Consider the following 24,884-nt stretch of genomic DNA (forward strand, 5'->3'; position numbering starts at 1 on the left):
AATGCGAAGTCCACACCAGCGGACGAAAATCGAGGACGTGATGAAGCTGTCCGCGACCGTCCTCGACGCACCCGACGCCCAAGCCCTCGCCCGCTTCTACCGCGACCTGCTCGGCTGGCCCCTCGGCGACGACGAACCCGGCTGGGCCACCCTCGTCCCACCCGACAGCGGCGCCGGCCTGTCGTTCCAGACCGAATCGCACTACCGCCGCCCCACCTGGCCCGCCGGCAACACCGACCAGCAGATGATGGCCCACCTGGACATCGAGGTCGACGACCTGGACACCGCCGGCGCGCACGCGGTCGCCACCGGAGCCATCCTCGCGGACTTCCAACCACAGGACGACGTCCGCGTCTACCTCGACCCCGCCGGCCACCCGTTCTGCCTCTGGACCAACACCTAGACGACAGCGCGACACAAGCGCGACACAGCGGTCACCGGACCCGCACCGATCACCACACCGCGCCCCGCTAGGCTTCAGCGCCGCCACCCCACCGCAGTCCTCGCACCGCGAAGGTGGCACCCAGGGTCAGGTGTCCAATTCGGGGAAAAGGTGTGTCGACGCAGTGTGCACTGAAGACGGAACCGAACACCACGGCAACGCTCGACCGGGCCGACCGGTGAACCCCCGGGCGGAGTGGTCGCGGTGCTGATCACCCCCACCGACCAGCCCACCGTCACCGACCCGCAGCCCGCGCCCCGCAGCCGCGGACGCCGCGCGCTGCTCATCGGCGCCGAGATCGTCGCCTCCCTCGGCGCCGCGGCCTTCATGGTGCTCCTCGCCGCAGGCGTCGAGGTCGACCCGCTCGACCGCATCGGCCAGGTCAGCGGCCTCGCCGGCCTCCAACTCCGCTACGCGATCATCGCCCTGGTCGTGATGGCCCTGGTCATCATCACGGCCCGCGCCCGCCTGCGCGCCTACGCACCCGTCGTGGAACGCGTGGCCGCCGCCGCGGCCGCCGGCCTGTTCAGCGGCCTGGTCGCCGGCGCCGTCGTGGTCGCCCTCGCCGGCACCGACTACGGCCTGCACGCCACCTACGGCGACTCCGGCGCCCTGATCGGCATGGCCCAGTACATCGAGCGGCACGGCACGATGGAAGCCAACTACCCGCCCGGCTACCCCCACGCCCTCGCCTGGATCTCCGGCATCACCGGCGCGCCGCCCGAGCACGCGCTCAAGACCCTCCAGGTCGCCGCCACCGCCCTGTTCGGCCCCCTCGCCTACCTCGTCTGGCGACGCCTGCTCCCACCGCTGTGGGCCCTGGGCCTGGGCACCGTGCCCGCCCTGCCGCTGATCGACCCCTACAAGCCCTACACCAACATCATGCTGGTCGTGCTGATCCCGGTGCTGCTGCTCCTGCTGCGGCGACTGCGCACGATCTCCACGGTGACCACCCGCCAGGTCCTGTTCTCCGGCCTCGCCTTCGGCGCCACGCTCGCCGTGGTGTTCCTGACCTACTCCGGCTGGTTCGTCTGGTCCGCGCCGGGGTTCGCCGTCGCCGCCCTGGTGCTGTTCCCGTGGCGCACCGGCTGGCGCAAGGGCCTGCTGCTCGTCGCCGTGACCAGCGTCGTGTTCGTACTCCTCGCCGCACGGCACCTCTACGGCCTGCTGGACTCGTCGCGCTCGATCAAGGACCAGTACTTCTACTGGGACACCTGGAGCGAGCCCGCCTACCTGGCGATGTGGCGCAGCGACCTGCCGGGCATGAACCCCGGCCCGTGGCCGCCCCCGGGCGAACTCGGCGGCGTCGGCCTGTTCACCGTGCTGGCCGTGCTCGGCCTGGGCCTGGCGATCGCGGTGGCCCGGCAGCGGACCGCGGTGATCATGCTGGCGTCGGTGTTCGCGGGCGCGTGGATCCTGCGGTTCCACTTCGGCTCCCAGATGTACGCCCAGGACGCCGTGCAGCTCTACCCGCGCAGTACCGCCGAGCTGCTGTACTGCCTGCTGCTGCTCACGGGGTTCGCGATCCACTTCGGCGCGGCCCGGTTGGCCCGGGTCGACCCGTTGCGCGCGATCTCGGTGCCGGGGTCGCGGTCGGTGGCGATCGGCGCGTTCACGGCGCTGTTGCTGCTGCTGGCGTCGTCGGGGTCGGCCATCGGCGACCGGTACATGCCGCGCTCGGACAACTCGCTGGGTCTGCTGGCGATGAACTCGCAGATGACCCGGCAGCTCGACGGCACGTGCTCGCGATACGCGCAGGCCATGGGCCGGGGCTGCTTCGTCGAGGGCGACGGCGCGTACTTCGAGCTGTTGCAGGAACTCCAGCGCAGCGGACCGAAGGTCGGCGAACTGCACCCGCCGAGGTGACTCGGGCTGCCACGCGGGCGGTCAGGGTGACCCGATCGCCCGCGTGATGGAGTCCAGCACTCCGGGGAAACGGTGTTCCATCTCCTCGCGGCGCAGTTCGTGGGTGCGGTAGCTGCCCTGGGGCGTCACGCGCAGCACCCCGGCCTCACGGAGGACCTTCAGGTGGTGCGACAACGTGGACATGCTGACCGGCACGTCGAACTGCGCGCAGACGATCCCGCCCGATCGTGCGAGTTCGGCGACGATCCGCAGTCGGACGGGGTCCGCGAGGGCACTGAGCACGGTGGCCAGTTCCATGTCCCCCACGTCCGGGTGTTGTAGGGCGCGCACGGTTTCGCATAGTAGCGGCCGTCGTCAAGGTCCTATTTAATCCACACTGAAGATATTTAACATGTCGAAACTGTTAGGGTGATGCAGTGACCCTGCCGGAACCGGTGCGTGCGGAACTCGACCGCGTGACGCACGCGGTGCTGGTCGATTTCGCCGCGCTGGAGCAGGTGCGCCGCCGGTTCGACGAGGAGCAGGCCGCCGCGCTGTCGGGTTACCTGCGGGCCGCGCAGTCGGCGAACACCCTGCGCGCCTACCGCTCGGACTGGGTGGCGTGGGCGGCGTGGTGCGAGGCCGAGGGCCGGGTGGCGCTGCCCGCGGACCCGGTGGACGTCGCGGTGTACCTGGCGGTGGCGGCGGACACCACGAAGGCCGACGGCTCCCCCGCGTTCGGGCCGTCCACGCTGGAGCGCAAGGCCGCGGCGATCGCCGCCGTGCACGCCGCCGGCGGCCTGCCCTCCCCCACCCGCTCGGACGTGGTGCGGCTGACGTTGCGCGGTATCCGCCGCACCCGGCAGGCGCAGCCCAGGCGCAAGCGGCCGGTGCTGCTGAGCACGCTGGAGGCGTTGCTGGCGGAACGGCCCGCGCCGGGCTGGCCGACGGGCCTGGCGCGCCGCCGTGACGCGCTGCTGCTGCTCGTGGGGTTCGCGGGCGCGTTGCGGCGCAGCGAGCTGGCCGCGGTGGCGTTGGAGGACGTCACGGTGGACGTGGACCCGCGCACGCTGGAGCCCCTGCTGCTGGTGGAGTTGGGCGTCACGAAGACCGACCAGACCGGCACGCACCGGCAGCGGGTGGTGCTCCCCCGCGGCGCGCGCCGCCCGACGTGCCCGGTGTGCGCGTTCGCCGACTGGGTGGACGTGCTGACCGCGCCGGACCGGCGGGCGCTGCTGGAGGACGAGGGCGACGCGGAGCCGACGCACCGCTGCCACTCCTACCGGCCGGGTCCGCTGCGCGGTCCGCTGTTCCCGTCGGTGAGCAAGCACGGCCGGGTGGGCGAGCGGTCGATGTCGGACCGGGCGGTGTCGGACCTGGTGAAGCGGTACGCGCAGCGGGCGGGGCTGGACCCGGCGTTGTTCGGCGGGCACTCGCTGCGGGCCGGGTTCGCCACCCAGGCGGCGTTGGGCGGGGCGAGCGACCGGGAGATCATGCGGCAGGGCCGGTGGACCAACGCGCGCACCGTGCACCGCTACATCCGCACGGCGAACCCGTTGGAGGACAACGCCGTGACCCGCCTCGGACTGTGAGCAAGGGCGCACGGTCCGTCGTTAACTTCTAACACGTGCGGTCCTTCCGGGCGGGACCGAACAGTCCAACGGGTTAGGGCACCCGCCCGATTGCACCGTTTGTTTCCACGGTGTTTCCACATAGTTTGAGCTGCGGTTTTAACGGCATCGCGGTGCGCAGGCGGCGAGCTGACCTGCCCGGGCCGCCGCGACACCGCCGTACGCCCACCCCTCGGGAGGGCATTCACCCGCGCATCGACGCCCATACGATCGTCCCAGAGTTGGCCGCCCGCCCCGGCCAGACACACCGTGGCCCCCGGACTACCCTGCACTGTCCGGGGGCCACGCGCTGCTTGTCCGAGTGGGTCTTTCAGGCGCCGGTGGTGCCGCCCACGACGGCGTCGGAGGACGGCGGCTCGTCGGTCTTCTCCGGTGCACCCTTCTCCGGTGCGGGCGCGAGGCCGGACAGGTCGCCGCCGTTGTCGTTGACGCGCAGCACGAACGGCCGGGTCTCGGTGTACTGGACGACCGACACGGACGCGGGGTCGACCACGATGCGCTGGAACCCGTCGAGGTGCACGCCGAGCGCGTCGGCGAGCAAGGCCTTGATGACGTCCCCGTGGCTGCACACCAGCCACACGGCGCGGGGGCCGTGTTCGGCGGTGATGCGGGCGTCGTGGGCCCTGACGGCGGCCACGGCGCGGGCTTGGACGGCGGCGAGGCCTTCCCCGTCGGGGAACACGGCCGCGGACGGGTGCTGCTGCACGACCGTCCAGAGGGGTTCCTTGAGCAGGTCGTTGATCGCGCGGCCGGTCCACTGGCCGTAGTCGACCTCGGCGAGGTCGGGTTCGACGCTCGGGTCGATGCCGCGTTCGGCGAGCAGGGGTTCGAGGGTCTGCCGGCAGCGTTCCAGCGGTGAGGTCACCACGTCGCTCAGGGGGATGCCGGAGAGCCGGTCGACCAGGGCCTTGGCCTGGTCCTCGCCCCGGTCCGACAGCCGCACCCCGGTCTGGCGGCCCGCGAGGACGCCCGATCCGTTGGCGGTGGACCGGGCGTGTCGCAGCAGGATGACGGTAGCCACGGGGCCACCCTATGTGGCGTTGATGAGCCCCATGGACAGCAGCCCCATCAGGACGATGCCGAGCATCAGCCGGTACCAGACGAACGCCGAGTAGCTGTGCTTGGACACGTAGCGCAGCAGCCAGGCGATGGTGGCGTAGCCGACGCCGAACGCGATGACCGTGGCGACGATCATCTGCGGCACGGACGCCGCGTTGGGCTCGCCACCCCGGTCGAGCACGTCGGGGATGCTGAAGATGCCGGCGCCGAACACGGCGGGCAGGGCCAGCAGGAACGAGTAGCGGGCGGCGGCGGCGCGGTCCAGGCCGAGGAACAGGCCCGCGGTGAGGGTGCCGCCGGAGCGGGACACGCCGGGGATCAGCGCGAGGGCCTGGGCCAGGCCCATGCCGACGGCGTCGGTGAGCTTGAGCCGGGAGCGCAGGTGCTGGGCGAAGTGGTCGGCCACGCCGAGCAGCAGGCCGAACAGCACCAGCACGGTGGCGGTGATCCACAGGTTGCGGAACGAGGACCGGATCTCGTCCTTGAACAGGTAGCCCAGCACGCTGATCGGGACGGACCCGATGATGACGTACCAGGCCATCCGGTAGTCGTCGGTGGCCCGCGCGGCCTTGCTGAACAGTCCGCGGAACCAGGCCGCGATGAAGTTGCCGATGTCCTTGGCGAAGTAGATCAGCACCGCGACTTCGGTGCCCAGCTGGATGACCGCGGTGAACGACGCGCCCGCGTCGTTGCCGAAGAACAGTGTGCTGACGATCCTGACGTGCGCCGACGAGGAAATGGGCAGGAATTCCGTAAGTCCTTGGACCAGTCCGAGGACAAGGGCCTGCAACCAGCTCAACTACCCACTCCTGCCAGATCCAGAGCTTCGGTCGCCGTGCGTAGCGCGGCGATCCCCTGTTCGAGATCTTGCAGCATGGGCGAAAGGGTGAGTGTGGTGACCCCCGCTTCGGCGTAGGCGCGCATCCGTTCGGCGATGCGTTCCCTGGGGCCGAGCAGGGAGACGGCGTCGAGGAAGTCCACCGGCAGGGCGGCCATCGCGCCGTCGTAGTCGCGGGCGAGGTAGCGCTCCTGCACCTCCGCGGCCTCGGCGGGGAAGCCCATGCGCGCGGCGAGGTTGTTGTAGAAGTTCTTCTGCCTGCTGCCCATGCCGCCGACGTAGAGCGCGGCGTAGGGGCGGACGTGGTCGGCGCAGGCGCGCCAGTCGTCGCCGACGAACAGCGGCACGGTGGGCACGATGTCGAACCCGTCGAGGGTCTTGCCCGCCTTCTCGCGGCCGGCCTTGAGCGCGGTGAGGGAGTCGGCGGAGTGCTCGGGGGAGAAGAAGATCGCGAGCCAGCCGTCGGCGATCTCGCCGGTCAGCTCGACGTTCTTGGGGCCGATGGAGGCGAGGTAGATCGGGAGGTGTTCGCGCACCGGGTGCACGGTGAGGGTGAGGGCCTTGCCGGGGCCGTCGGGCAGCGGCAGCGTGTAGTGCTCGCCCTCGTAGCGCAGCCGCTCGCGGCGAAGCGCGGTGCGCACGATGTCGACGTACTCGCGGGTGCGGCCCAGGGGCTTGTCGAACCGCACGCCGTGCCAGCCCTCCGACACCTGCGGCCCGGACACGCCCAGGCCGAGCCGGAACCGGCCGCCGGACAGCGAGTCAAGGGTGGCGGCGGTCATCGCGGTCATCGCCGGTGTCCGCGCCGGGATCTGCAGGATCGCGCTGCCGACGTCGACGCGTTCGGTCTGCGCGGCCACCCACGCCAGGACCGTGGGGGCGTCGGAGCCGTAGGCCTCGGCGGCCCACACCACCGAGTAGCCCAGTCGGTCGGCTTCCCTGGCCAGTTCGAGGTTCGCGGCGTCGTTGCCCGCGCCCCAGTACCCGAGGTTCAGTCCCAGTCGCACGAACCGGGACCCTACCCGCCGGTAACCTGGTTGGCCAAGGCGGTCCCGGGCATGCCGTCCCCGATCGTGGCGAGATTCGCCCTTGACAAGCGCGTGCCACGAGCGACCGGAAGTCGATCAGCCCTTAGGCTCCCCCGCGTGGAACAGCGATACCTCGGGCGCAGCGGACTGCGGGTCTCCCGGATCGCCCTGGGCACGATGACCTGGGGTCGCGACACCGACGCGGACGAGGCGGCGACCCAGCTGCTGGCGTTCACCGAGGCGGGCGGCACGCTGGTGGACACCGCCGACGTGTACGTGGAGGGCGAGAGCGAGCGGATTCTCGGCGGGCTGCTGGGCGAGGTGGTGCCGCGCGAGGAGCTGGTGATCGCGACGAAGGCGGTGGCGCGGCGCAACGACGGCCCGTTCGGCGGCGGCGCGTCGCGGGGCGCCCTGCTGCACGCGTTGGACGGGTCGCTGCGCCGGTTGGGCGTGGAGCACGTGGACCTGTGGCAGCTGCACGCGTGGGACCCGAACGTGCCGCTGGAGGAGACGCTGTCGGCGTTGGACACGGCGGTGGCGTCGGGCCGGGCCCGGTACGCGGGGGTGTCGAACTACTCGGGCTGGCAGTTGGGCACGGCGGCGGCGCTGCCGGGGCACACGCCGCTGGTGTCCACGCAGGTGGAGTACTCGCTGCTGGAGCGGGGCGTGGAGCGGGAGGTGGTGCCGGCGGCGGAGCACCACGGGATCGGGCTGCTGCCGTGGGCGCCACTGGGTCGGGGCGTGTTGACCGGGAAGTACCGCAACGGCACGCCGTCGGATTCACGGGGCGCGTCGGCGCACTTCGCCGGGTACGTGGAGCAGCACCGCACGGAGCGGGCGGCGCGGATCGTGCAGGCGGTGGCGACGGCGGCGGACGGGTTGGGCACGAACGCGCTGTGCGTGGCGCTGGCGTGGGTGCGGGACCGGCCGGGGGTGGTGGCGCCGGTGGTGGGCGCGCGGGACACCGGGCAGCTGTTGGGGTCGCTCGCGGCGGAGGAGTTGACGTTGCCGCCGGCGATCCGGGCGGCGTTGGACGACGTGAGCGCGGTGGAGTTCGGCTATCCGGAACGGCCGATGGGCTGACGGGCTGATTCGGGCGTCCTGTCCGAAACGGTCGGGTTTGGGCGCGAAAGCCCCGAGTGGGCGGATTATCACTTTCCGTGATGGAATTTGTGACTTCCGTGACCCGGCGTCACCGGCTGGGCCGGATGGGGGCTACTTTCGCCCTGTGCGTGAATCGAGTGGTGAGCCGACCGCGGTGACGCGGCGGCGGTTGTTCGGCATCACGGCTGGGACCGCGGCGACCTTGATGGCCGCCGGGGCGCCCGCATCGGCCCGGACGGGATCTTCCGTCCCGGGGGCCACCTCCCTCGACGCGGAAAGCGCCTGGCGCATGCTCGCGGAGGGCAACCAGCGGTTCGTCACGGGCCACCAGACCCATCCGCACGAGTCGCTGAACTGGCGGGAGTCGCTGGTCGCGGGCCAGCACCCGTTCGCGGTGATCCTCGGGTGCGCGGACTCGCGGGTGCCGCCGGAGTTGGTGTTCGACGAGGGTCTGGGCGACCTGTTCACCATCCGCGCGGCGGGCGAGGTGCTGGACAACAGCGTGCTGGGCAGCGTCGAGTACGCGCTGGAGCACCTGGGCGTGCCGCTGGTGGTCGTGCTGGGCCACGCGAAGTGCGGCGCGGTGTCGGCGACGGTGGACGTGGTGCGGGGCCGGGCGGAGGTGTCGGGTGAGGTGAGCACGCTGGTCCGGTCGATCGAGCCGGCCGTGCTGTCCACGCCGCCGGACGCCGACGAGGCGCGGTTCCTGGCCACCGCGGTGGACAACCAGGCCAAGCGGGTGGCGTCGCTGATGCAGGAGCGGTCGGCGACGATCCGCACGGCGGTGGCCGAGCACGGGGTGAAGGTGGTGGCGGCCAGTTACCAGCTCGACACCGGCAAGGTCACCCGCCTGACGTGAGGCGTGGTGTCGGGCGCGCTGTCGGGGCGCGCCCGCCGTCGGATCGGTGCCCGGTCAGATGAGGACCTCGTCGATGCGCCGGAACCATTCGCGGACGCCGCCGAGCTGGTCTTCCAGCCAGGTGGCGACATCGGCGGCGAGGTCGAGCGCGCGGGGTGTGCGGACGCGGCCGGCGAGGTGTTCGACGAGGGTCTGGATGCGCCGCACGGGCGGCGGGTGGTTGCCCGCGAACGGCACGGCCAGGCCGAGTTCGTCGGCGAGCCGGTCGGTGACCTCGTGCAGGAACAGCACCAGCAGCACCGCCCCGACCAGGCACGGTTCGTGCGCGTCGAGTTCGCGGGGGCCGAGGTCGTCCAGGGTGTGCAGCATGATCGTGGCGGCGAGGCGGTCGGCGTCGTGTTCGCGGGGCCAGCCGACGGACTGGGCGTCGAGGGCGCCGACGGGTGTGTGGGGGTCGGTGCGGCGCTGGGCGTGGACCAGGTGTCCGGCCAGCACGTGCCCGACCTCATGGGCGAGCACGAACTGGGTGGCGCGCCGGGCCATCAGCCCGACCAGCGCGAGGCGTTGTCCGGACAGTTCGGGCAGCGGCCGGGCCTGGACCGCCCCGTTGCCGTAGAAGTGGGCGTTGACGGCCTCGGCCAGCGCGTAGGACGCCTGTTCGGAGGTCAGCAGGGGTGTGCCGTAGTTGGGCAGCGCGCCGGTCATGATCTTCAACACGGCGCCGAGCAGGTCCAGCAGCGAGGTGTTGACCAGGACGAGGACCCCGCGGCCGGGCACGGGGACACTGAGCGCGTCGAGGGTGCCGGTGGGGAACACGCCCGCGAACACCGGTGTGTCGACGGGGTGGCCGGCGGTGCGGGCCAGGTGCAGCACCTCGGGTTGCAGGGCGTCGAGGGTGCGTTGCCGGTCGTGCAGGTGTTCGGGCTGGTAGGCGGCGGGCCGGACGCGCACGTCGACCAGGCGCGCGAGCCTGCCGGGCAGCGGATCGGCGGCCACCTGGGTCCACGTGTGGTAGCGCGCGGCGGTGTCGGCGACACCGTCCCGGTGGTCCCGGTGGTCGAGGTGGTCGACCACCCGCCGGTCCCTCAGCAGTTGCACGTGCCTGTTGCGCAGCTCCTCGACCGTCATCGCGACGCCTCCCCGTTCACTGGGGATAGTCGTCGTGAAGCGCTCCGGGGTACGGGTGATGACCGACTATCACCTTCCCAGACCAACGACAACACCCGCCCCCTGCGTGACGATGACGGTCCGGTGATGGATGCTGGGAGGGCTGGACGGGTTGACTGGGAGGTCCGACGTTGCGCCGACTGGCGGCGGTAGTGCTCACCGGGGCCGTGGTGGTCTCGGGGTGTGCGACCGAGGAGAGCCCGAGCGATCCGTTGCAGGTGGCCGCGAGGCTGGAGCCGGCCCGGCCGGCCGTGTCGCCGGAGCAGTCCGCCGCGCCGGAGGGTCGGATCGTGCCGCTGGGGCGGGCGACGGCGGTGGCGGTCGCGGGCGGACGTGTGGCGGTGGCGTTGACCGATCCCCCGTCGGTGGCCCTGTACCCGGTGGACCCGGTGGGTGACCCGGTCGTGGTGTCCCTGCCCGGTCCGGCGGAGCGGCTGGTGGCCGCGGGCGACGCGGTGGAGGCGGTGGTGCCCGCCGGTGTCGTGGTGACCGTGCGGCCCGACGGGACGACGTCGCAGCGCGCCGTGGACGGCGGCCCGGTGGACATCGCCCGGGTGGACGGCCGGACCCTGGTGGCGCAGCGCGACGCCCGGCAGGTGAGCGTGGGCGACCACGTGGTGCGCGGTATCTCCAGCCCGGACCGGCTGGTCGCGGCGGGCGGCGCGGCAGTGGTGCTCGACCGGCCGCGCAGCGCGGTGTTCGACCTGGATCCGACGGCCGACGGCCCGGGTGCGGGGTTGCGCGCGGGCGAGGGCGCGACGAACGCGGTGGCCGACCGGTTCGGCCGGGTGTGGGTGGTGGACACGCGCGGCGGTGAGCTGATGGCGTTCTCCACCGGCCCGTTGATCATGCGGTTGCGCTACCCGCTGCAGGGCGCGCCGTACGGGATGGTCTACGACGAGACGCGCGACCTGGTGTGGATCACCCTCACCGAGCGCAACGAGGTCGTGGCGTTCGACGTGGCCGGCGCCGAGCCGGTGGAGCGGCACCGGTTCGCCACGGTCCGCCAGCCGGACTCGGTGGCGGTTGATCCAGCCAGCGGGCGCGTGTTCGTCGCGTCCGGGGACGGCCGAGGGATGCAGGTGATCGGATGACGAGCGACGGGGTGGTCGACGGGGATTGGGAGTACCGGCCGCTGCGGCTGCCGGCCGGTGTCTCCCGTCGCACGGCGACGACGCAGCTGACGATCCACGCGGAGTTCGCGGGGTGGGAGTTGTCGCGGACGTTGCTGTTCGGCGACGGCTCCCGCAAGGTGTGGCTGCGCCGCAAGCGCACGGCCGCCGTGATGCCGGGCGTGATCACCTAGGTCGGGTCCGACGGCGGTCCGGTGGCGTCATCGCTTCGGCGGTGACGGCGGACCCGTCCGGCCTGCCGCGCCGCCTCCGATCCGGGTTTGCGGCCGGGTTTTGCGGGGCCGGGTCGCGGACCACCGGAGTCCCGATGGTCCGCGACCCACCCCCTAGTGGCGGGAACGGATGCCGGTCAACGCCGGATGGCGTCTTCCAGCAGGTTGCGGTGCCGGATCATCCACCCCGCCGATCGGGCCCGCCAGGACAGCGCCCACAGCGGCCCCGGGTCGGTCGACTCCGGGGTGATCCCCGCGTAGGTGGCCTCGGCGGCGCAGTCCCGGATGGCGAACTCGATCATCCGGCTGATCAGGCCCTCCCGGTCCCCCGCCGGCAGTTCGTAGCCGTCGAGGAACAGCCGCAGCTGCCGGGCGCGGTGGGCCGCGTCGGGCAGGTTGTTGCGTTCGGCGACGTCGTCGTCGTGCAACTGGGCGTTCCACCACGCGGCGGCGGCGATCTCGTCGAGGCGGTCGACCGGCCCGGCGAGGGTCCAGTCGATGAGCCCGACGGGCAGACCGTCGCGGGCCACGATGTGCCAGGGGCCGGCGTCGCAGTGTCCGATCACCGTGTCCGGGCCGGTGTGGTGCATCCACCAGGACTGCCACACCGCGTCGGGCGGTGGCCGGAAGTCGGCGGTGGCGGCGTGCAGGTCGCGCAGCAGCGCGCCGGCCAGCCGGACGCCCTCGTCGGACCACGCGTGCGGGTGCACGACGGCGCCGTCGAGGTAGGTCAGGACCTCGTTGCCGTCGGCGTCGACACCGTCGCCGACCACGCGGGGCGCGCCGGTGAACCCGACGTCCTCCAGGTGGCGCAGCAGTGCGTGGACGGTCGCGGTCCAGCGTTGGGCGGGACGGGTGACGGTCGCGCCGGAACGCGTGACCGCGCTCGGCCCGCCTTCGGCTGCCGTCAGCGGCTGTGCGGATGACGATGATCGTGCGGATGACGATTGTGCGGGATGCACGGTTTTCTCCTCATGGAGTGCGGTTCACGGCTTCATGGCACCGCGAACGCGGTGCCGACCGGCTCGGGAGACGGACCCGGGCCGGCGAAGACCGCCCACGGACGAGGAGTGCGTGCCGTCGCTACAGCTGCTGCCGATCACCGATGCGGCAGCGGGTCAGCGGCCGGCGCGCTCCCTGGTCGGAGCGGTCGCGACTCCACGGGAAACCATGCACGTCATGTCATCCTCCTTGATCGTCTGATCGACCCGAAGGTACCGACTCCCCCACGGCCCGCCAACCGGTTTCCGGACCGGGGGAACGCGCACGTCGCGCCGCGGTTCCGTTGATCCCCCCGGGAGCCGGCCAGGTCTGGCAGCATCAGGTCACCAGGTCCCGTCGGTGTTCCTCTCCGCCCTACGGTGGGTGGATGTTCTTCCGGCTGACACTGTGGACCCTGCGTTGGCGATCCCCGCGGAAGTCGCGCAGCGACTGATGCGGGAACGCACGATCGTGCTGGGCTCAGAGATCGACGACGCCCAAGGCAACCGGATCGTCGCCCAACTCCTGCTCATGGAGCAGGCTGATCCGACCGCGGACATCCACTTCTACATCAACTCACCGGGAGGCTTCGTCACCGCGAGCAGCGGCGAAACTCCCCCGAGCACGTCGCCGTCACAGGCCACCACGACGGCACCTGGCGCCGTGACGTCTTTCGCCGACCTGGAGCGGCAACCGTGTCAGGCCCTCGGCCGGGAGAACACGGTGGAACTCGGCGTGGTCATCGACCCGACGGAGACGGATCTCAACGGTGAGTCCTGCCAGTGGTTCACGGCCAAGGGGCTGATCGCGTTCACACCGTATGCCTCGATCGACCACACGACTGCCGCGGAGTACCAGCACCTCACGCCGTCGCAGATCGGCGGGCACAAGGCGCTGACGGGTACCGTTACGCACGGCCGCGATGTCGGACGCACCATGTACGTCTCGGTCGGCACCGACCAGTCTTTCCGGATCATCGTGAGCCCGGGCAGAGGAGCGACGGCGGCAGATGTCTGCGGGCTCGCCACCGAGTTCGCCACAGCGATCGTTGCCGTCCTGCCCTGACGACCGCGTGACCGGTTACCACACCTGCGTGCTGAGCCCCCCGGCCGGTGTGCAGCGGTACTGCGCCCCGACGGGGGTCCGTGCCGGGAGCGGTCGGGGTCAGTCGGTGTCGGTGAGGGCGGCGGCGGGGTCGCGGTGGGGGGTGCCGGTGGGCCACCAGTCGCCGTCGGTGGTGCGGTAGGGGTACCAGCGGCCGTCGGGGCCGTAGCGGAGTTGGCGGTCGTGGACGGTCCAGCGGTTGCGCCAGACGGTGGGTTCGGGGAGTTCGCCGCTGTCCCAGGCGGCGCGGGCGCGGGCGGTGTCGGTCTTGGTGGGGGTCCAGGGGTGTTCCAGGACGTCGAGGGCGGTGGCGCCGCCTTGTTGCCAGGCGCGGACGGCGCGGGGTTCGGCGTCGAGGCGGTCGCGCAGGGCGGGGTGGGTGGCGGCCATGCGGATGTGGTCGCGGCGGTCGTCGGGGGCGGGCCAGTGGCCGGTGGCGAGCACGTCGCGGGCCTTGGCGGCGGCGTCGGCGACGAGCAGCCGGAGCACGTCGACGTCCAGGCCGGGTGCGGGTTCGAACTCCGGTAGTGGACCGAGTTCGCCGGGTGGCGGGTCGTCGGGCAGGTCCCGGACGGGTTCGGCGTAGGCGGCGGTGGCGAGCACGCCGGTGGTGGGGCGGGCGCCGGCGACGACTTCGTCCTGGTCGCGGCCACGCAGGAGCAGCAGCACCCACGGGTCGGCGTCGAGCAGCCACGACGCCTGGTGGCACAGCGCGGCGGCGTGTTTGCAGGGCAGTTCCCAGCCGGGGCAGGTGCACTCGGGGTCCAGGTCGCCGATGCCGGGCAGCAGCGGCACGCCCGCGTCGTCGGCGGCGTCGACGAGTTCGCGGGGCATCTCGCGGTCCAGCAGCGCGGCGAGGTGGCCGGCTTTGGCGGCGATCTGGGTGAGGAACCGGCGCCACTCGTCGTCGGTGAGCGGGGTCAGGTGGACGGAGGTCTGGTAGGTGTCCTCGACGTCGTAGACGGTGGCGGCGAGGCGGCCGGGGCTGACGGTGATGGTGCCGACGAGCCCGGCGTGGGCGTATTTGCGGCCCTGCCGCAGCGGCGCCTGGTCGAGGGAGGTGTCCTCCAGTGCCTGCAGCCATGCCTTGCCCCACCAGGAGCCGGCGCGGCGCACGCCCTTGCCGAACGCCGGGAAGCCTTTGACGCGGTCGCTCATGTGCCGCTCCTGAGTTCGACCAAGTTGCCCAGTTCGTCGTCGGACAGTTCGGTGAACGCGGCGTCGCCGCGGGACAGCACGGCGTCGGCGAGGTCGCGTTTGGCGCGCAGCATCGCGGCGATGCGGTCCTCGATGGTGCCCTCGGCGATGAGCCGGTGGACCTGCACGGGCCGGGTCTGGCCGATGCGGTGGGCGCGGTCGGTGGCCTGGTCCTCCACGGCCGGGTTCCACCACCGGTCGTAGTGCACGACGTGGTCGGCGCGGGTGAGGTTGAGGCCGGTGCCGGCGGCTTTGAGCGACAGCAGGAACACCGGGCACTCGCCGTCCTGGAAGCGGCGCACCATGTCCTCGCGGGCCGGGACGGGTGTGCCGCCGTGCAGGAGCTGGGTGGCGATGCCGCGACCGGCGAGGTGCCGTTCGAGCAGGCGTGCCATGGCGACGTACTGGGTGAACACGAGCACCGCGCCGTCCTCGGCGAGGATCGTGTCGAGCAGTTCGTCGAGCAGTTCCAGCTTGCCCGAGCGGCCGGCGAGCTTGGGCGAGGGTTCCTTCAGGTACTGGGCGGGGTGGTTGCACACCTGCTTGAGGCCGGTGAGGAGTTTGACGATGCGGCCGCGGCGGGCGATGCCGTCGGCTTCACGGACCTCGGCCATGAGTTCGCGCACGACCGCCTCGTAGAGCGCGGCCTGTTCACGGGTGAGCGCGACGGGCTGGTCGGTCTCGGTCTTGGGCGGCAGTTCGGGCGCGATGCCGGGGTCGGTCTTGCGGCGGCGCAGCAGGAACGGCCGCACCAGGCGGGCGAACCGGTCCGCGGTCTCCCGGTCGTGGTCGGCCTCGATGGGCGTGGCCCAGCGGGCTTTGAACTGCGCCATCGTGCCGAGCAGGCCGGGGGTGGTCCAGTCCAGGATCGCCCACAGCTCCGACAGGGCGTTCTCCACCGGGGTGCCGGTGAGGGCGACACGAGCGCGGGACGGGATGCGGCGCAGTGCCTTGGCGGTGTCGGAGGCGGGGTTCTTCACGTGCTGCGCCTCGTCGGCGACGACCATGCCCCAGTCGACGTCGGCGAGCCGGTCGGCGTCCAGGCGCATCGTGCCGTAGGTGGTGAGCACGAAACCGTCGTGCGCGACGTCGCGGCGCGGGCCGTGGAAGCGGCGGACCGGGACGCCGGGCGCGAAGCGTTCGATCTCGCGCTGCCAGTTGCCCATCAGGGACGCGGGGCAGACGACGAGGGTGGGTCCGTTGTCGCGGTGCAGGTGCAGCGCGATGAGGGTGATGGTCTTGCCCAGGCCCATGTCGTCGGCCAGGCAGGCGCCGAGGCCGAGGGAGGTCATCCGGTCCAGCCAGCGCATGCCGTGCAGCTGGTAGTCGCGGAGGGTGGCGCGCAGCGCGGGCGGTTGGGGGACGGGTTCGCCGTCGAGGTCGGCGAGCCGGGATTTCAGCTCGTCCAGCCACCCGGTGGCGGCCACCCGCACCTCGATGCCGTCGATCCGGGTGGTGCCGGTGAGGGCGGCGCCGAGGGCGTCGATCGCGGTGACGGGTTTGAGGTCGCGTTCCCGGGCGCGGCGGGCCAGTTCGGGGTCCACGAGGGTCCAGCGGTCGCGCAACCGGACCACGGGTCGGGTGGCCTCGGCGAGCCGGTCCAGCTCGTCGGGGGTGAGCGGGTCGTCGCCCAGGGCGAGCTGCCAGTCCACGGAGGTGAGCTGGTCGGGGCCGAAGAACGAGGGGCGGTCGGTGGGGCGTTCGCCGATGAGGACCTTCGCCGACAGGTCGCGCACCAGGTCCTTCGGCCAGTGCACGTCCACGTCCGCGCCGGCCAGGCGGACCGCGCCGGTGGTGAGCAGGTGCTCGATGTCGGAGTCCAGGAGGGTGACCTCGTCGGGCACCGGCTGGTCCAGCAGCCGTTCCAGCGGCGCCCACGCCCGGGCGGCACGGCGCAGCGCGACCATGGCGTCGGCGCGGGACCGCTGGTTGGCGGCGGCCCACAGCTCGGCGGCGTCCACGACCCGGGCGGGGTCGGCGAGGCTGTGGACCTGCACGACGGCCCGGAACGGCCCGAAACCCTCGATCCGCAGGGAGATCCGCACGCCCTGGTCGGCCCAGTCGCGCAGGTGCGGCACCTGGTGGGGCGCGGTGGCGGCGAACGCGGGCGCACCCGCGGCGTGCACGGCCGCCGCGCCACGCGGCATGGTGTCGGCGACGGCGTCCAGGAACGCCCGCAGCAGGGGCTCGGCGTCGGGCAGTTCGAGCGGGTCGCGTCCCGGCACCGGCACCGCGCGGGCGTGCGCGGGCATCACGTCGGCGAGGTCGCGGACACGGGCGTGGTCGCCGGCGTCGAGGGGGCCCAGGAGCCACGCGTCGAAATCCCCGTCGGTGACGGCGGGGCGCACCCGGCCGCGGGCGACGAGTTGCAGCGCGACGACCACGGCGGCACCCCAGAACGCGGTGGCCGGGTGGGAGTGCGGGGTGCGGCGGGCGCGGCTGAGCAGCGGGATGGCCTCGGCGACGGGCAGGCGCAGGGCCGGGACGGTGCGGCGGGAGCCGTCGGGGGCGGCGATCGTGAGCCGGTCGGCACCGAAACGCCCGGTCAGGCCGTCTCGCCCGGTCAGGTCGTCGCCGGGTGGGTCCTGATCGGGGTAGAAGGCGATGGTGGACGTGCGTGGCGGGTCGGCGGCCTCGAAGACGGCCGCGTACCGCTCCAACCCTGCGTTCAGTGCTCCCCCTCGCTGTACTCAAGTTTGAGTATAGCCCAGCTGCCGGGCGTCCCGGGCGATCCCGGCTCCCCCGCCATCGGGTACGCCCCCGCTTCGAGGCGCTCGACCAGCCCCCGCGTCCACTCCGCACCACTGGCCGCGGTGTGCTCCCACAGCCCGAACAGCTCCTTCACGTGCGGCGGCTCACGCCACTGCCCGGTCTGCTTGCGCGCCGCGTCACGCCGCGTCTCCAACGCCGCCAGCCGCTCGGTGAGCAGACCCACGGCCTCCTCCCGCGACAACGACGGCAACAACGCCAGCCCGGCCGCGAGCAGGTCGGGCCGCGTCTCCGGACGGCGCAGCGCGTCCCGCATCAGCTTCCGGTACTCGGCCTCACCCTTCGGCGTGATCTCGTAGTCCGTGCGACCGGGCGGGACGGCGTGGTCGAGCAGGCAGCCGTCCTTGGTGAGCTGCTTCAACGCGTGGTAGATCGAGCCCCACTTGACATTGGCCCACTCCCCCGCACCCCACGACATCAGGTCGTTGCCGATCAGGTAGCCGTGGGCGCGCCCGTAGCCGTGCACCACCCCGAGCACCAGCAGCCGTGTTGCCGACATCGCGTCCTCGTCCAACGGTATTCGGGTTTCGCATTTCGTTTCCGTGATCAGGGTAGATCGCAGAGGATGGACCGGTGACGCTCGCCAAGATCGACGACGTTCGGCGGCGGGCCCGCCTCGGCGTCCGACACCTGCTGTCCACCCGCGCCACCTCGGTCGAGGACGTGGCCGACGCGCTGGTGGGCCTGCACGCCAGCGACCCGGCCACCGTGGTGCTGTCCGCGTGCGCCCGCCTGGAGCAACCGTCGGCGGCCGAGGTGGAGGCCGCGCTCTACGACCGGCAGACGCTGGTGAAGCTGCTCTGCATGCGCCGCACGATGTTCGCCGTCACCGCCACGACGGCCCCGGTCGTGCAGGCCGCCGCCGGCGTCGCCATCGCCCAGAAGGAACGGCAGAAGCTGCTCAAACACCTCGCCGACGGCCTCGGCTGGGACGCCGACCGCCTCGCCGAGGTCGAGAAGGCCACCCTGGAAGCGCTGCGACTGCGCGGCGAGGCGACCGCCGTCGAACTCACCCGCGACGTGCCCGCGCTGCTCGAACAGGTCGTCCTCGCGCCCGGCACACCCAAGGAAATCCGGCAGAACGTGTCCAGCCGCATCCTCCGGGTCCTCGCCGCCGACGGCTGGATGCGCCGCAGCCGCCCCCTCGGCACGTGGCTGAGCACCCAGTTCCGCTGGGCCCCCGCCACACCGTGGCCCGACCTCGCCCCCGACACGGCCCGCGCGGAACTCGTGCGCCGCTGGCTCACCTCCTACGGCCCCGGCACCGAGGCCGACGTCAAGTGGTGGACCGGCTGGACCCTCGGCAACGTCCGCAAAGCCCTCGCCGCCGCAGGCGCGGTCCAGGTCGAACTGTCCACCGGCATCGGCTACACCCTGCCCGACGACCTCTCCGACACCCCCGACCCCGAACCGTGGGCGGCCCTGCTGCCCGCGCTGGACCCCACCCCGATGGGCTGGCAGACCCGCGACTGGTACCTCCCCGCCCGACACCGGCCACGCCTGTTCGACACCTCCGGCAACGTCGGCCCGACCGTGTGGTGGAACGGCGCGGTCGTCGGCGGATGGGCGCAGAAGCCCGACGGCGAACCGGTGTGGGAACTCCTGGAGGACGTCGGCGCGGACGCGAAAACCGCGATCGCCCGCGAAGCCGACCGCCTGACGTCCTGGCTCGGCGGAGTACGCGTGATCCCCCGCTTCCGAACCCCACTGGAGAAGGAGCTGTCGAAGTGATCCACTTGCGGCGCATGGACGACGAAGGCCTGGAGCGCCTGCTCGACCTCGCGGTCACCGACGCCGACCCCACCGACGTGATGCCACCCGGCTGGACGACCGACCACCCCGACGAGTTCCGCGAGTTCTACCGCGGCTTCCGACAGGACGCCTACGAAATCGTCGAGAACGACCGCACCGTCGGCATGATCCGCCTCACCACCCAAGGCGAAACCGGCATCTGGATCGCCCGCCGCGCACGCGGCAACGGCATCGGCCTCGCCGCACTGCGCCGCATCGTGGAGGAGGCGCCCCGACGTGGTGTCCGCACCATCGTCGCCGACACCACCACCGACAACGTCGCCGCCGTCACCATCCTCCGCAAAGCCGGCGCCGTCCTCGACACCGACGGCACCCGCGTCACGGCACGACTCGCCGTACCCCACGAACCCCGACCCGACATCGCCGACACCGGCGAACTGCTCCACGCCTACCTCGACTTCTACCGCGAAGCCGTGCTCCGCAAGATCGACGGCATGTCCGAGGAAGAACTGCGCACCAGCCGCCTGCCCACCGGCTGGACACCCCTAGCCATGGTCAAACACCTCGCCTACGTCGAACTGCGCTGGCTGCGCTGGTGCTTCCGCGGCGAAGAGATCGCCCACCCCCACGGCAACCCCGACATCGACCGCGCCGAATGGGTCATCGAGGACACCGACACCACAGCAAGCATCCGCGCCTTCTACCTCGAACAATGCGCCCGATCACGCGCCATCGCCACCGAATCCGCCCTCACCGACCGCGCCGCACGCTGGAACCGCCCCGACGTCCCCCGAGCCACCCTCGCCTGGATCCTGTTCCACCTCCTCCAGGAATACGCCCGCCACGTCGGCCACCTCGACGTGGCCCGCGAACTCAGCGACGGAACCACCGGCGCCTGAGCCGACCTCCATGCGCGCCCCGCCGTCCACCGGTCTCCACTAGCCGCCCACCCAGGGCCGACCAGCGGGCCGTGATCCCACACGAAGCCGACGTCAGCTCCCACCCGCACGAGCCCGCGCCACTGCGGCCTCCACGCCGTCGAGCAGCACGTCCAACCCCACCGCGAAATTGCGCACCGCGTCCCGCTCCAGATACGGCACACACTCCTCACCCGGCACCGACGGCGGCTCCTCCGCGCCGATCGCCGCCGACAAAGGGAACCGCGAGGCGAAATCCACCGCCACCTCCGCCAACACCTCCGACCGCGAGAACCACCACTCCTCGTCCGTCATCCCCGTCTCCCGCGCCGCCCGCCGCGCATCCGCGATCACCCCCGCCGCGCCACGCACGAACTGCACCACCGCACCCACCACGCCCCGCAACACCGACGGACCCAACCCCGTCCCCCGCAGGATGCGCAACAACGCCTCCAGCATCGCGAACTCGTTGGGCCCCAACACCGGCCGAGCCTGCGACACCTGCAACACCCACGGATGCGCCAGGAAGAACACCCGCGCGTCCTCCGCCCACGCCCGCAACGCCACCCGCCACCCACCATCCAACGGGTACTCCGTCGGCAACTCCCCCAACACCCTGTCGTACATCAAATCCACCAACTCGGCCTTGCTCGGCACATACGTGTACAACGCCATCGCCGAACGACCCAACCGCTCCCCCACCGCACGCATCGACAACGCCGCCATCCCGTCGCCGTCCGCCACCGCGATCGCCGCGTCCACGATCACGTCCACACTCAACCCCGGCCCCGCCACCCCACCCGGCTCCCGCCACAGCAGCCGCATCGACCGACGCGCGTCACCCTGCCCGGCGAAGACCGCCACTTGCCACTCCTTACACCGTAAAGTATCGTGCCCGCGATCACTTTACGGCATAAACAAAGCAGGGGGAAGCAAGGCGATGGGCGCACCAGCCGACAGCCACGACGTCATCCAGGTACGCGGCGCCAGGGAGAACAACCTCGCCGACATCTCCGTCGACATCCCCAAACGACGACTCACCGTCTTCACCGGCGTCTCCGGCTCCGGCAAGTCCTCACTCGTCTTCGGCACCATCGCCGCCGAGTCACAACGACTCATCAACGAGACCTACACCGCCTTCATCCAATCCTTCATGCCCAGCCTCGGCCGCCCCGACGTCGACGCACTCCGCAACCTCAGCGCCGCCATCATCGTCGACCAGGAACGCATGGGCGCCAACTCACGCTCCACCGTCGGCACCGCCACCGACGCCCACACCATGCTCCGCATCCTCTTCAGCCGCCTCGGCACACCCCACGTCGGCACCTCCGGCGCCTTCAGCTTCAACCTCCCCGAAGGCATGTGCCCCCACTGCGAAGGCCTCGGCCGCGTCTCCACCGTCGACATCGACCAGATCGTCGACCGCACCAAATCACTCACCGAAGGCGCCATCACCGTCCCCGGCTTCACCGTCGACAACTGGTACGTCCAGACCTACATCCAATCCGGCTTCTACGACCCCGACAAAAAACTCCACGACTACACCGACCAAGAATGGGACGCCTTCCTCCACCACGAACCCACCAAAGTCAAAATCGGCAAGACCAACGTCAGCTACGAAGGCCTCCTGGTCAAAGTCCAACGCCTCTACCTCGGCAAAGACCGCGAAAACATGCAACCCCACATCCGCGCCTTCGTCGACCGCGCCGTCACCTTCACCGAATGCCCCACCTGCGGCGGCGCACGCCTCAACACCGCCGCACTCTCATCCAAGATCGACGGCGTCAACATCGCCGACTGCTCCACCATGCAGATCAGCGACCTCGCCGACTGGGTCGCCAAGATCACCGACCGCTCCGTCGGCCCCATGCTCACCACCCTCAAAGAACTCCTCGACTCCCTCGTCGAGATCGGCCTCGGCTACCTCAGCCTCGACCGACCCGCCGCCACCCTCTCCGGCGGCGAGGCCCAACGCGTCAAAATGGTCCGCCACCTCGGCTCCGCCCTCACCGACGTCACCTACGTCTTCGACGAACCCACCATCGGCCTGCACCCCCACGACATCCAACGCATGAACGACCTCCTGCTCCGCCTGCGCGACAAGGGCAACACCGTCCTCGTCGTCGAACACAAACCCGAAACCATCCGCATCGCCGACCACGTCATCGACCTCGGACCCGGCGCCGGCACCAACGGCGGCCACATCACCTTCACCGGCACCGTCCCCGAACTCCGCGCCTCCGACACCCTCACCGGCCGCCACCTCGACCACCGCGCCCGACTCCGCGACGACATCCGCACCCCCACCGGCCAACTCCCCATCACCGGTGCTTCCCTGCACAACCTCAAAGACGTCAACGTCGACATCCCACTCGGCGTGCTGACGGTCGTCACCGGCGTCGCCGGATCGGGCAAGAGCTCACTCATCCACGGATCCCTGGCCCAACGCGCCGACGTCGTCACCGTCGACCAAGCGCCCATCCGAGGCTCACGACGCTCCAACCCCGCCACCTACACCGGCCTGCTCGACCCCATCCGCACCGCATTCGCCAAGGCCAACGGCGTCAAAGCCGCCCTGTTCAGCGCCAACTCCGAAGGCGCCTGCCCCAAGTGCAAGGGCATCGGCCTCGTCTACACCGACCTCGCGATGATGGCCGGCGTCGCTTCCCTGTGCGAGGAGTGCGAGGGCAAGCGGTTCACCGCCGAAGTCCTCACCCACACACTGCGCGGCAAGAACATCAGCGAAGTCCTCGGCATGTCCGTCACCGACGCCCGCGACTTCTTCACCGAGAAGCCGGTCAAGGCGATCCTCGACCGGCTCGTGGACGTCGGCCTCGGCTACCTCTCCCTCGGCCAGCCCCTGACCACGCTCTCCGGCGGCGAACGGCAACGGCTCAAGCTCGCGATCCACATGGCCGAGAAGGCGTCCACCTACATCCTGGACGAGCCCACCACCGGCCTGCACCTGGCCGACGTCGACCAACTGCTGGCCCTGCTCGACCGGCTCGTGGACGACGGCAACACGGTGATCGTGATCGAGCACCACCAAGCCGTCATGGCCCACGCCGACTGGATCATCGACCTCGGACCCGGCGCCGGCCACGACGGCGGCCGCATCGTCTTCACCGGCACCCCCGCCGACCTGGTCGAGAACGCCTCCACCCTGACCGCCCAACACCTCCGGGTCTACGTCGGCGGCTGACCCGTCCTGGCTTGCTTTGAAATGAGCCTTCCCCGGTGTTCATACGATCGGGGAAGGCTCATTTCAGTCAACACTGAAGTTATTGAGAAAACTGGACCAACGGGGCGCGTTCCACGTAAGGGTGACGGCCGGTTGAGCGGTGGGCTGGGAGCTAGCAGGCGATCGGCGAGGAACCGACCGCGACGTCGTCGTACCAAAGGGTGTCCGCGCCGTCGCCGTAGCTCTCCCAGCCCAGCCGCAGGTCCGTCACGGCGGGCCGCCAGGTCTTGTTCAGCCACTGCTGGTCGATGTCGGGCGTCGGCACGCCGTCCACCTGGAGCCCTTCGACCGCCGCGCCGTTCAGCGAGGTCGAGAGCCGACCCGCCGGGTCGACGGTGAACTGCACGCAGTTCCACTGGCCGGTGGGCAGCGGCTTGCTCATCGCGACGCCTTGGGGGCTCTGCGCGGGCAGGGTGGCGTCGTCGGACTCGCGGTTCCACTGCAACGCCGCGTTCTGGCCACCCATGCGCAGGTCCTTGCCCGCGTCACCGGTGTCCTTCATGGCCATGAACGTCACGTGCGCCGCAGGCAGCGCGGTGGTGTGGCGGACGTAGAACCGGCCGTGGACGGTGCCCGAGCCGGTCAGCGGAGTGCCGAAGAAGATGTGGTTGCAGTAGCCCGCCGCGCCGTTGACCCGCACCGACTTCGAACCGCTGTGCGCGACCGAGTTGTCGATGCTCACCGCGCCCTGGCCGGTGCAGTTGGCCGCACCGACAGTCCACCGGCCGGCCGGAGTGGCCCCGGTCTGCTGCTCGAAGTCGTCACACAACGCCGCCGTGCCACAGCCGACCGGCGGCACACCCGTGGTGGTCGTCGTGGTCGTAGTGGTGGTCGACGTGGTGGTCGTGGTCGGACCGTCCCCACTGCACGAGACGCCGTTGAACGCGAAGTCGGTCGGCACCTCGTTCGTGCCGCTGTAGGTGGCCTGGAAGCCGAACTGCGCACTCGCGCCCGTGCCCAACGAACCGTTCCACGGCAGGTTCGACACCGTCACCCGTGTGCCGGACTGCTTCACGTCGGCGCTCCACCCGGAGCTGATCGCCTGGTTGCCGGCGAACGTCCAGGTGAGGTTCCACGAGGTGACCGGAGCGGACTGGTTGGTCACGGTCACGTTGGCGGTGAACCCGGTGGCCCACTGGTTCAACTTGTAGTCCACGGCGCAGACGGGAGCCGCACCCGCCGTGCTGGTCCCGCCGATCACCACCAACCCGGCTATCGACACCACAGCGGCTACCGCCGCCAGCAGATTTCGCACAACAACCCCTTCGTTGTCGTTTCTGGGAGCGTTCCCAGACACCGACTGTAACGATCTCGTCACCACGACGGAATACCCCACCAGCCGCAACGGTCCCTAGTGCACTGTCATCGACAACCCGACCGGCCACCGACGGGAGACCCATGCCCACTGCCGCCGAGATCAACCGGTTACGGCTCCGAGGGGAACTCGACCAGGCCGAAACCCTGGCGCAGCAAGCCCTCGCCCACTCCCCCGACGACGTAGACCTCCGCATCGCATGGGGCCGCCTGCTCCTGGCCCGACACCGCAAGACCGAGGCCATCGAGGTGTTCACGGCAGGCAACGATGACCGCCTGACCGCATGGCAC

22 protein-coding genes and 1 pseudogene are annotated in these 24,884 nt (G+C 71.2%); 12 read left to right on the top strand and 11 right to left on the bottom strand.

Features of this window, described 5'->3' with window-relative positions:
* The first annotated feature begins 1 nt into the window (after window position 1).
* Together ALI22I_RS24430 and ALI22I_RS51130 are read left to right on the top strand one after the other, a co-directional pair.
* The gene (locus tag ALI22I_RS24430) at window positions 2-403 is read left to right on the top strand and encodes a VOC family protein (protein WP_443216960.1); all 402 of its coding nucleotides are present in this window, start codon (window positions 2-4) and stop codon (window positions 401-403) included.
* A 243-nt stretch (window positions 404-646) separates the two neighbouring features.
* Window positions 647-2,308: a hypothetical protein gene (locus ALI22I_RS51130; protein WP_179118342.1), complete on the top strand. Its 1,662-nt coding sequence runs from the start codon at window positions 647-649 to the stop codon at window positions 2,306-2,308.
* 21 nt (window positions 2,309-2,329) lie between these two features.
* On the opposite strand, the gene ALI22I_RS24440 is transcribed toward ALI22I_RS51130, so the two are convergent.
* Window positions 2,330-2,638, bottom strand: coding sequence for an ArsR/SmtB family transcription factor (locus tag ALI22I_RS24440; protein WP_077007864.1), 309 nt, complete (start codon window positions 2,636-2,638; stop codon window positions 2,330-2,332).
* Window positions 2,639-2,724: 86 nt separating this feature from the next.
* Between ALI22I_RS24440 and ALI22I_RS24445 the strand changes: the two genes are divergently transcribed.
* Window positions 2,725-3,879, top strand: coding sequence for a site-specific integrase (locus ALI22I_RS24445; RefSeq protein ID WP_077007865.1), 1,155 nt, complete (start codon window positions 2,725-2,727; stop codon window positions 3,877-3,879).
* 349 nt (window positions 3,880-4,228) lie between these two features.
* Here ALI22I_RS24445 and ALI22I_RS24450 read toward each other — a convergent pair whose 3' ends face one another.
* From ALI22I_RS24450 to ALI22I_RS24460, 3 genes are read right to left on the bottom strand one after another with little or no spacing between them, the layout of a single operon-like run.
* Entirely contained in the window at window positions 4,229-4,939 is a 711-nt protein-coding gene (locus tag ALI22I_RS24450) for a histidine phosphatase family protein (RefSeq protein ID WP_077007866.1), read from the bottom strand.
* A gap of 9 nt (window positions 4,940-4,948) precedes the next feature.
* On the bottom strand, window positions 4,949-5,776 hold the full coding sequence (locus ALI22I_RS24455) for an undecaprenyl-diphosphate phosphatase (RefSeq protein WP_077007867.1): 828 nt from the start codon (window positions 5,774-5,776) through the stop codon (window positions 4,949-4,951).
* On the bottom strand, window positions 5,773-6,822 hold the full coding sequence (locus ALI22I_RS24460) for an LLM class F420-dependent oxidoreductase (RefSeq protein ID WP_077007868.1): 1,050 nt from the start codon (window positions 6,820-6,822) through the stop codon (window positions 5,773-5,775). The genes ALI22I_RS24455 and ALI22I_RS24460 overlap by 4 nt, the downstream gene beginning before the upstream one ends.
* A 138-nt stretch (window positions 6,823-6,960) precedes the next feature.
* Here ALI22I_RS24460 and ALI22I_RS24465 point away from each other — a divergent pair, with 138 nt between their 5' ends.
* Both ALI22I_RS24465 and ALI22I_RS24470 read left to right on the top strand, forming a co-directional pair.
* Entirely contained in the window at window positions 6,961-7,926 is a 966-nt protein-coding gene (locus ALI22I_RS24465) for an aldo/keto reductase (protein ID WP_077007869.1), read from the top strand.
* 145 nt (window positions 7,927-8,071) lie between these two features.
* The gene (locus ALI22I_RS24470; protein WP_202971059.1) at window positions 8,072-8,806 is read left to right on the top strand and encodes a carbonic anhydrase; all 735 of its coding nucleotides are present in this window, start codon (window positions 8,072-8,074) and stop codon (window positions 8,804-8,806) included.
* 54 nt (window positions 8,807-8,860) lie between these two features.
* Here the strand turns inward: ALI22I_RS24470 and ALI22I_RS24475 are convergent, their stop codons facing one another.
* On the bottom strand, window positions 8,861-9,934 hold the full coding sequence (locus ALI22I_RS24475; RefSeq protein WP_077007870.1) for a M48 family metalloprotease: 1,074 nt from the start codon (window positions 9,932-9,934) through the stop codon (window positions 8,861-8,863).
* 170 nt (window positions 9,935-10,104) lie between these two features.
* On the opposite strand from ALI22I_RS24475, the gene ALI22I_RS24480 reads away from it, so the two are divergent.
* Window positions 10,105-11,067: a YncE family protein gene (locus ALI22I_RS24480; RefSeq protein ID WP_083751973.1), complete on the top strand. Its 963-nt coding sequence runs from the start codon at window positions 10,105-10,107 to the stop codon at window positions 11,065-11,067.
* The gene (locus tag ALI22I_RS24485; RefSeq protein ID WP_077007872.1) at window positions 11,064-11,279 is read left to right on the top strand and encodes a DUF5703 family protein; all 216 of its coding nucleotides are present in this window, start codon (window positions 11,064-11,066) and stop codon (window positions 11,277-11,279) included. The genes ALI22I_RS24480 and ALI22I_RS24485 overlap by 4 nt, the downstream gene beginning before the upstream one ends.
* 176 nt (window positions 11,280-11,455) lie before the next feature.
* On the opposite strand, the gene ALI22I_RS24490 is transcribed toward ALI22I_RS24485, so the two are convergent.
* Window positions 11,456-12,280, bottom strand: a complete 825-nt coding sequence (locus ALI22I_RS24490; RefSeq protein ID WP_202971060.1) for a hypothetical protein — start codon at window positions 12,278-12,280, stop codon at window positions 11,456-11,458.
* A gap of 439 nt (window positions 12,281-12,719) precedes the next feature.
* Here ALI22I_RS24490 and ALI22I_RS24495 point away from each other — a divergent pair, with 439 nt between their 5' ends.
* On the top strand, window positions 12,720-13,364 hold the full coding sequence (locus tag ALI22I_RS24495) for a ClpP family protease (RefSeq protein ID WP_179118343.1): 645 nt from the start codon (window positions 12,720-12,722) through the stop codon (window positions 13,362-13,364).
* A gap of 99 nt (window positions 13,365-13,463) precedes the next feature.
* On the opposite strand, the gene ALI22I_RS24500 is transcribed toward ALI22I_RS24495, so the two are convergent.
* Genes ALI22I_RS24500 through ALI22I_RS24510 form a run of 3 tightly spaced genes read right to left on the bottom strand, consistent with a single transcriptional unit; the run spans window position 13,464 to window position 17,868 of the window.
* Entirely contained in the window at window positions 13,464-14,561 is a 1,098-nt protein-coding gene (locus tag ALI22I_RS24500) for an SWIM zinc finger family protein (RefSeq protein WP_077007874.1), read from the bottom strand.
* Entirely contained in the window at window positions 14,558-17,260 is a 2,703-nt protein-coding gene (locus ALI22I_RS24505) for a DEAD/DEAH box helicase (RefSeq protein WP_143532408.1), read from the bottom strand. Before ALI22I_RS24505 ends, ALI22I_RS24500 begins: the two co-directional genes overlap by 4 nt.
* 8 nt (window positions 17,261-17,268) lie before the next feature.
* Window positions 17,269-17,868, bottom strand: coding sequence for a PadR family transcriptional regulator (locus ALI22I_RS24510; RefSeq protein ID WP_077007976.1), 600 nt, complete (start codon window positions 17,866-17,868; stop codon window positions 17,269-17,271).
* Window positions 17,869-17,942: 74 nt separating this feature from the next.
* Between ALI22I_RS24510 and ALI22I_RS24515 the strand changes: the two genes are divergently transcribed.
* Window positions 17,943-19,100, top strand: coding sequence for a winged helix DNA-binding domain-containing protein (locus ALI22I_RS24515; protein ID WP_077007876.1), 1,158 nt, complete (start codon window positions 17,943-17,945; stop codon window positions 19,098-19,100).
* Window positions 19,097-20,020 (top strand): GNAT family N-acetyltransferase, encoded by a 924-nt coding sequence (locus tag ALI22I_RS24525; protein ID WP_238598543.1) that lies wholly within the window; start codon window positions 19,097-19,099, stop codon window positions 20,018-20,020. The genes ALI22I_RS24515 and ALI22I_RS24525 overlap by 4 nt, the downstream gene beginning before the upstream one ends.
* A 93-nt stretch (window positions 20,021-20,113) precedes the next feature.
* Here the strand turns inward: ALI22I_RS24525 and ALI22I_RS24530 are convergent, their stop codons facing one another.
* On the bottom strand, window positions 20,114-20,902 hold the full coding sequence (locus ALI22I_RS24530) for a TetR/AcrR family transcriptional regulator (protein WP_077007877.1): 789 nt from the start codon (window positions 20,900-20,902) through the stop codon (window positions 20,114-20,116).
* A gap of 76 nt (window positions 20,903-20,978) precedes the next feature.
* Here ALI22I_RS24530 and ALI22I_RS24535 point away from each other — a divergent pair, with 76 nt between their 5' ends.
* Window positions 20,979-23,240: an ATP-binding cassette domain-containing protein gene (locus ALI22I_RS24535; protein WP_077007878.1), complete on the top strand. Its 2,262-nt coding sequence runs from the start codon at window positions 20,979-20,981 to the stop codon at window positions 23,238-23,240.
* A gap of 151 nt (window positions 23,241-23,391) precedes the next feature.
* On the opposite strand, the gene ALI22I_RS24540 is transcribed toward ALI22I_RS24535, so the two are convergent.
* Window positions 23,392-24,534 (bottom strand): cellulose-binding domain-containing protein, encoded by a 1,143-nt coding sequence (locus ALI22I_RS24540; RefSeq protein ID WP_077007879.1) that lies wholly within the window; start codon window positions 24,532-24,534, stop codon window positions 23,392-23,394.
* Window positions 24,535-24,677: 143 nt separating this feature from the next.
* On the opposite strand from ALI22I_RS24540, the pseudogene ALI22I_RS55660 reads away from it, so the two are divergent.
* Window positions 24,678-24,851 (top strand): annotated as a pseudogene (locus ALI22I_RS55660) (tetratricopeptide repeat protein); the annotation flags it as partial.
* Window positions 24,852-24,884 lie beyond the last annotated feature (33 nt).

Source organism: Saccharothrix sp. ALI-22-I (genome assembly GCF_001984175.1).
Lineage (GTDB): Bacteria > Actinomycetota > Actinomycetes > Mycobacteriales > Pseudonocardiaceae > Actinosynnema.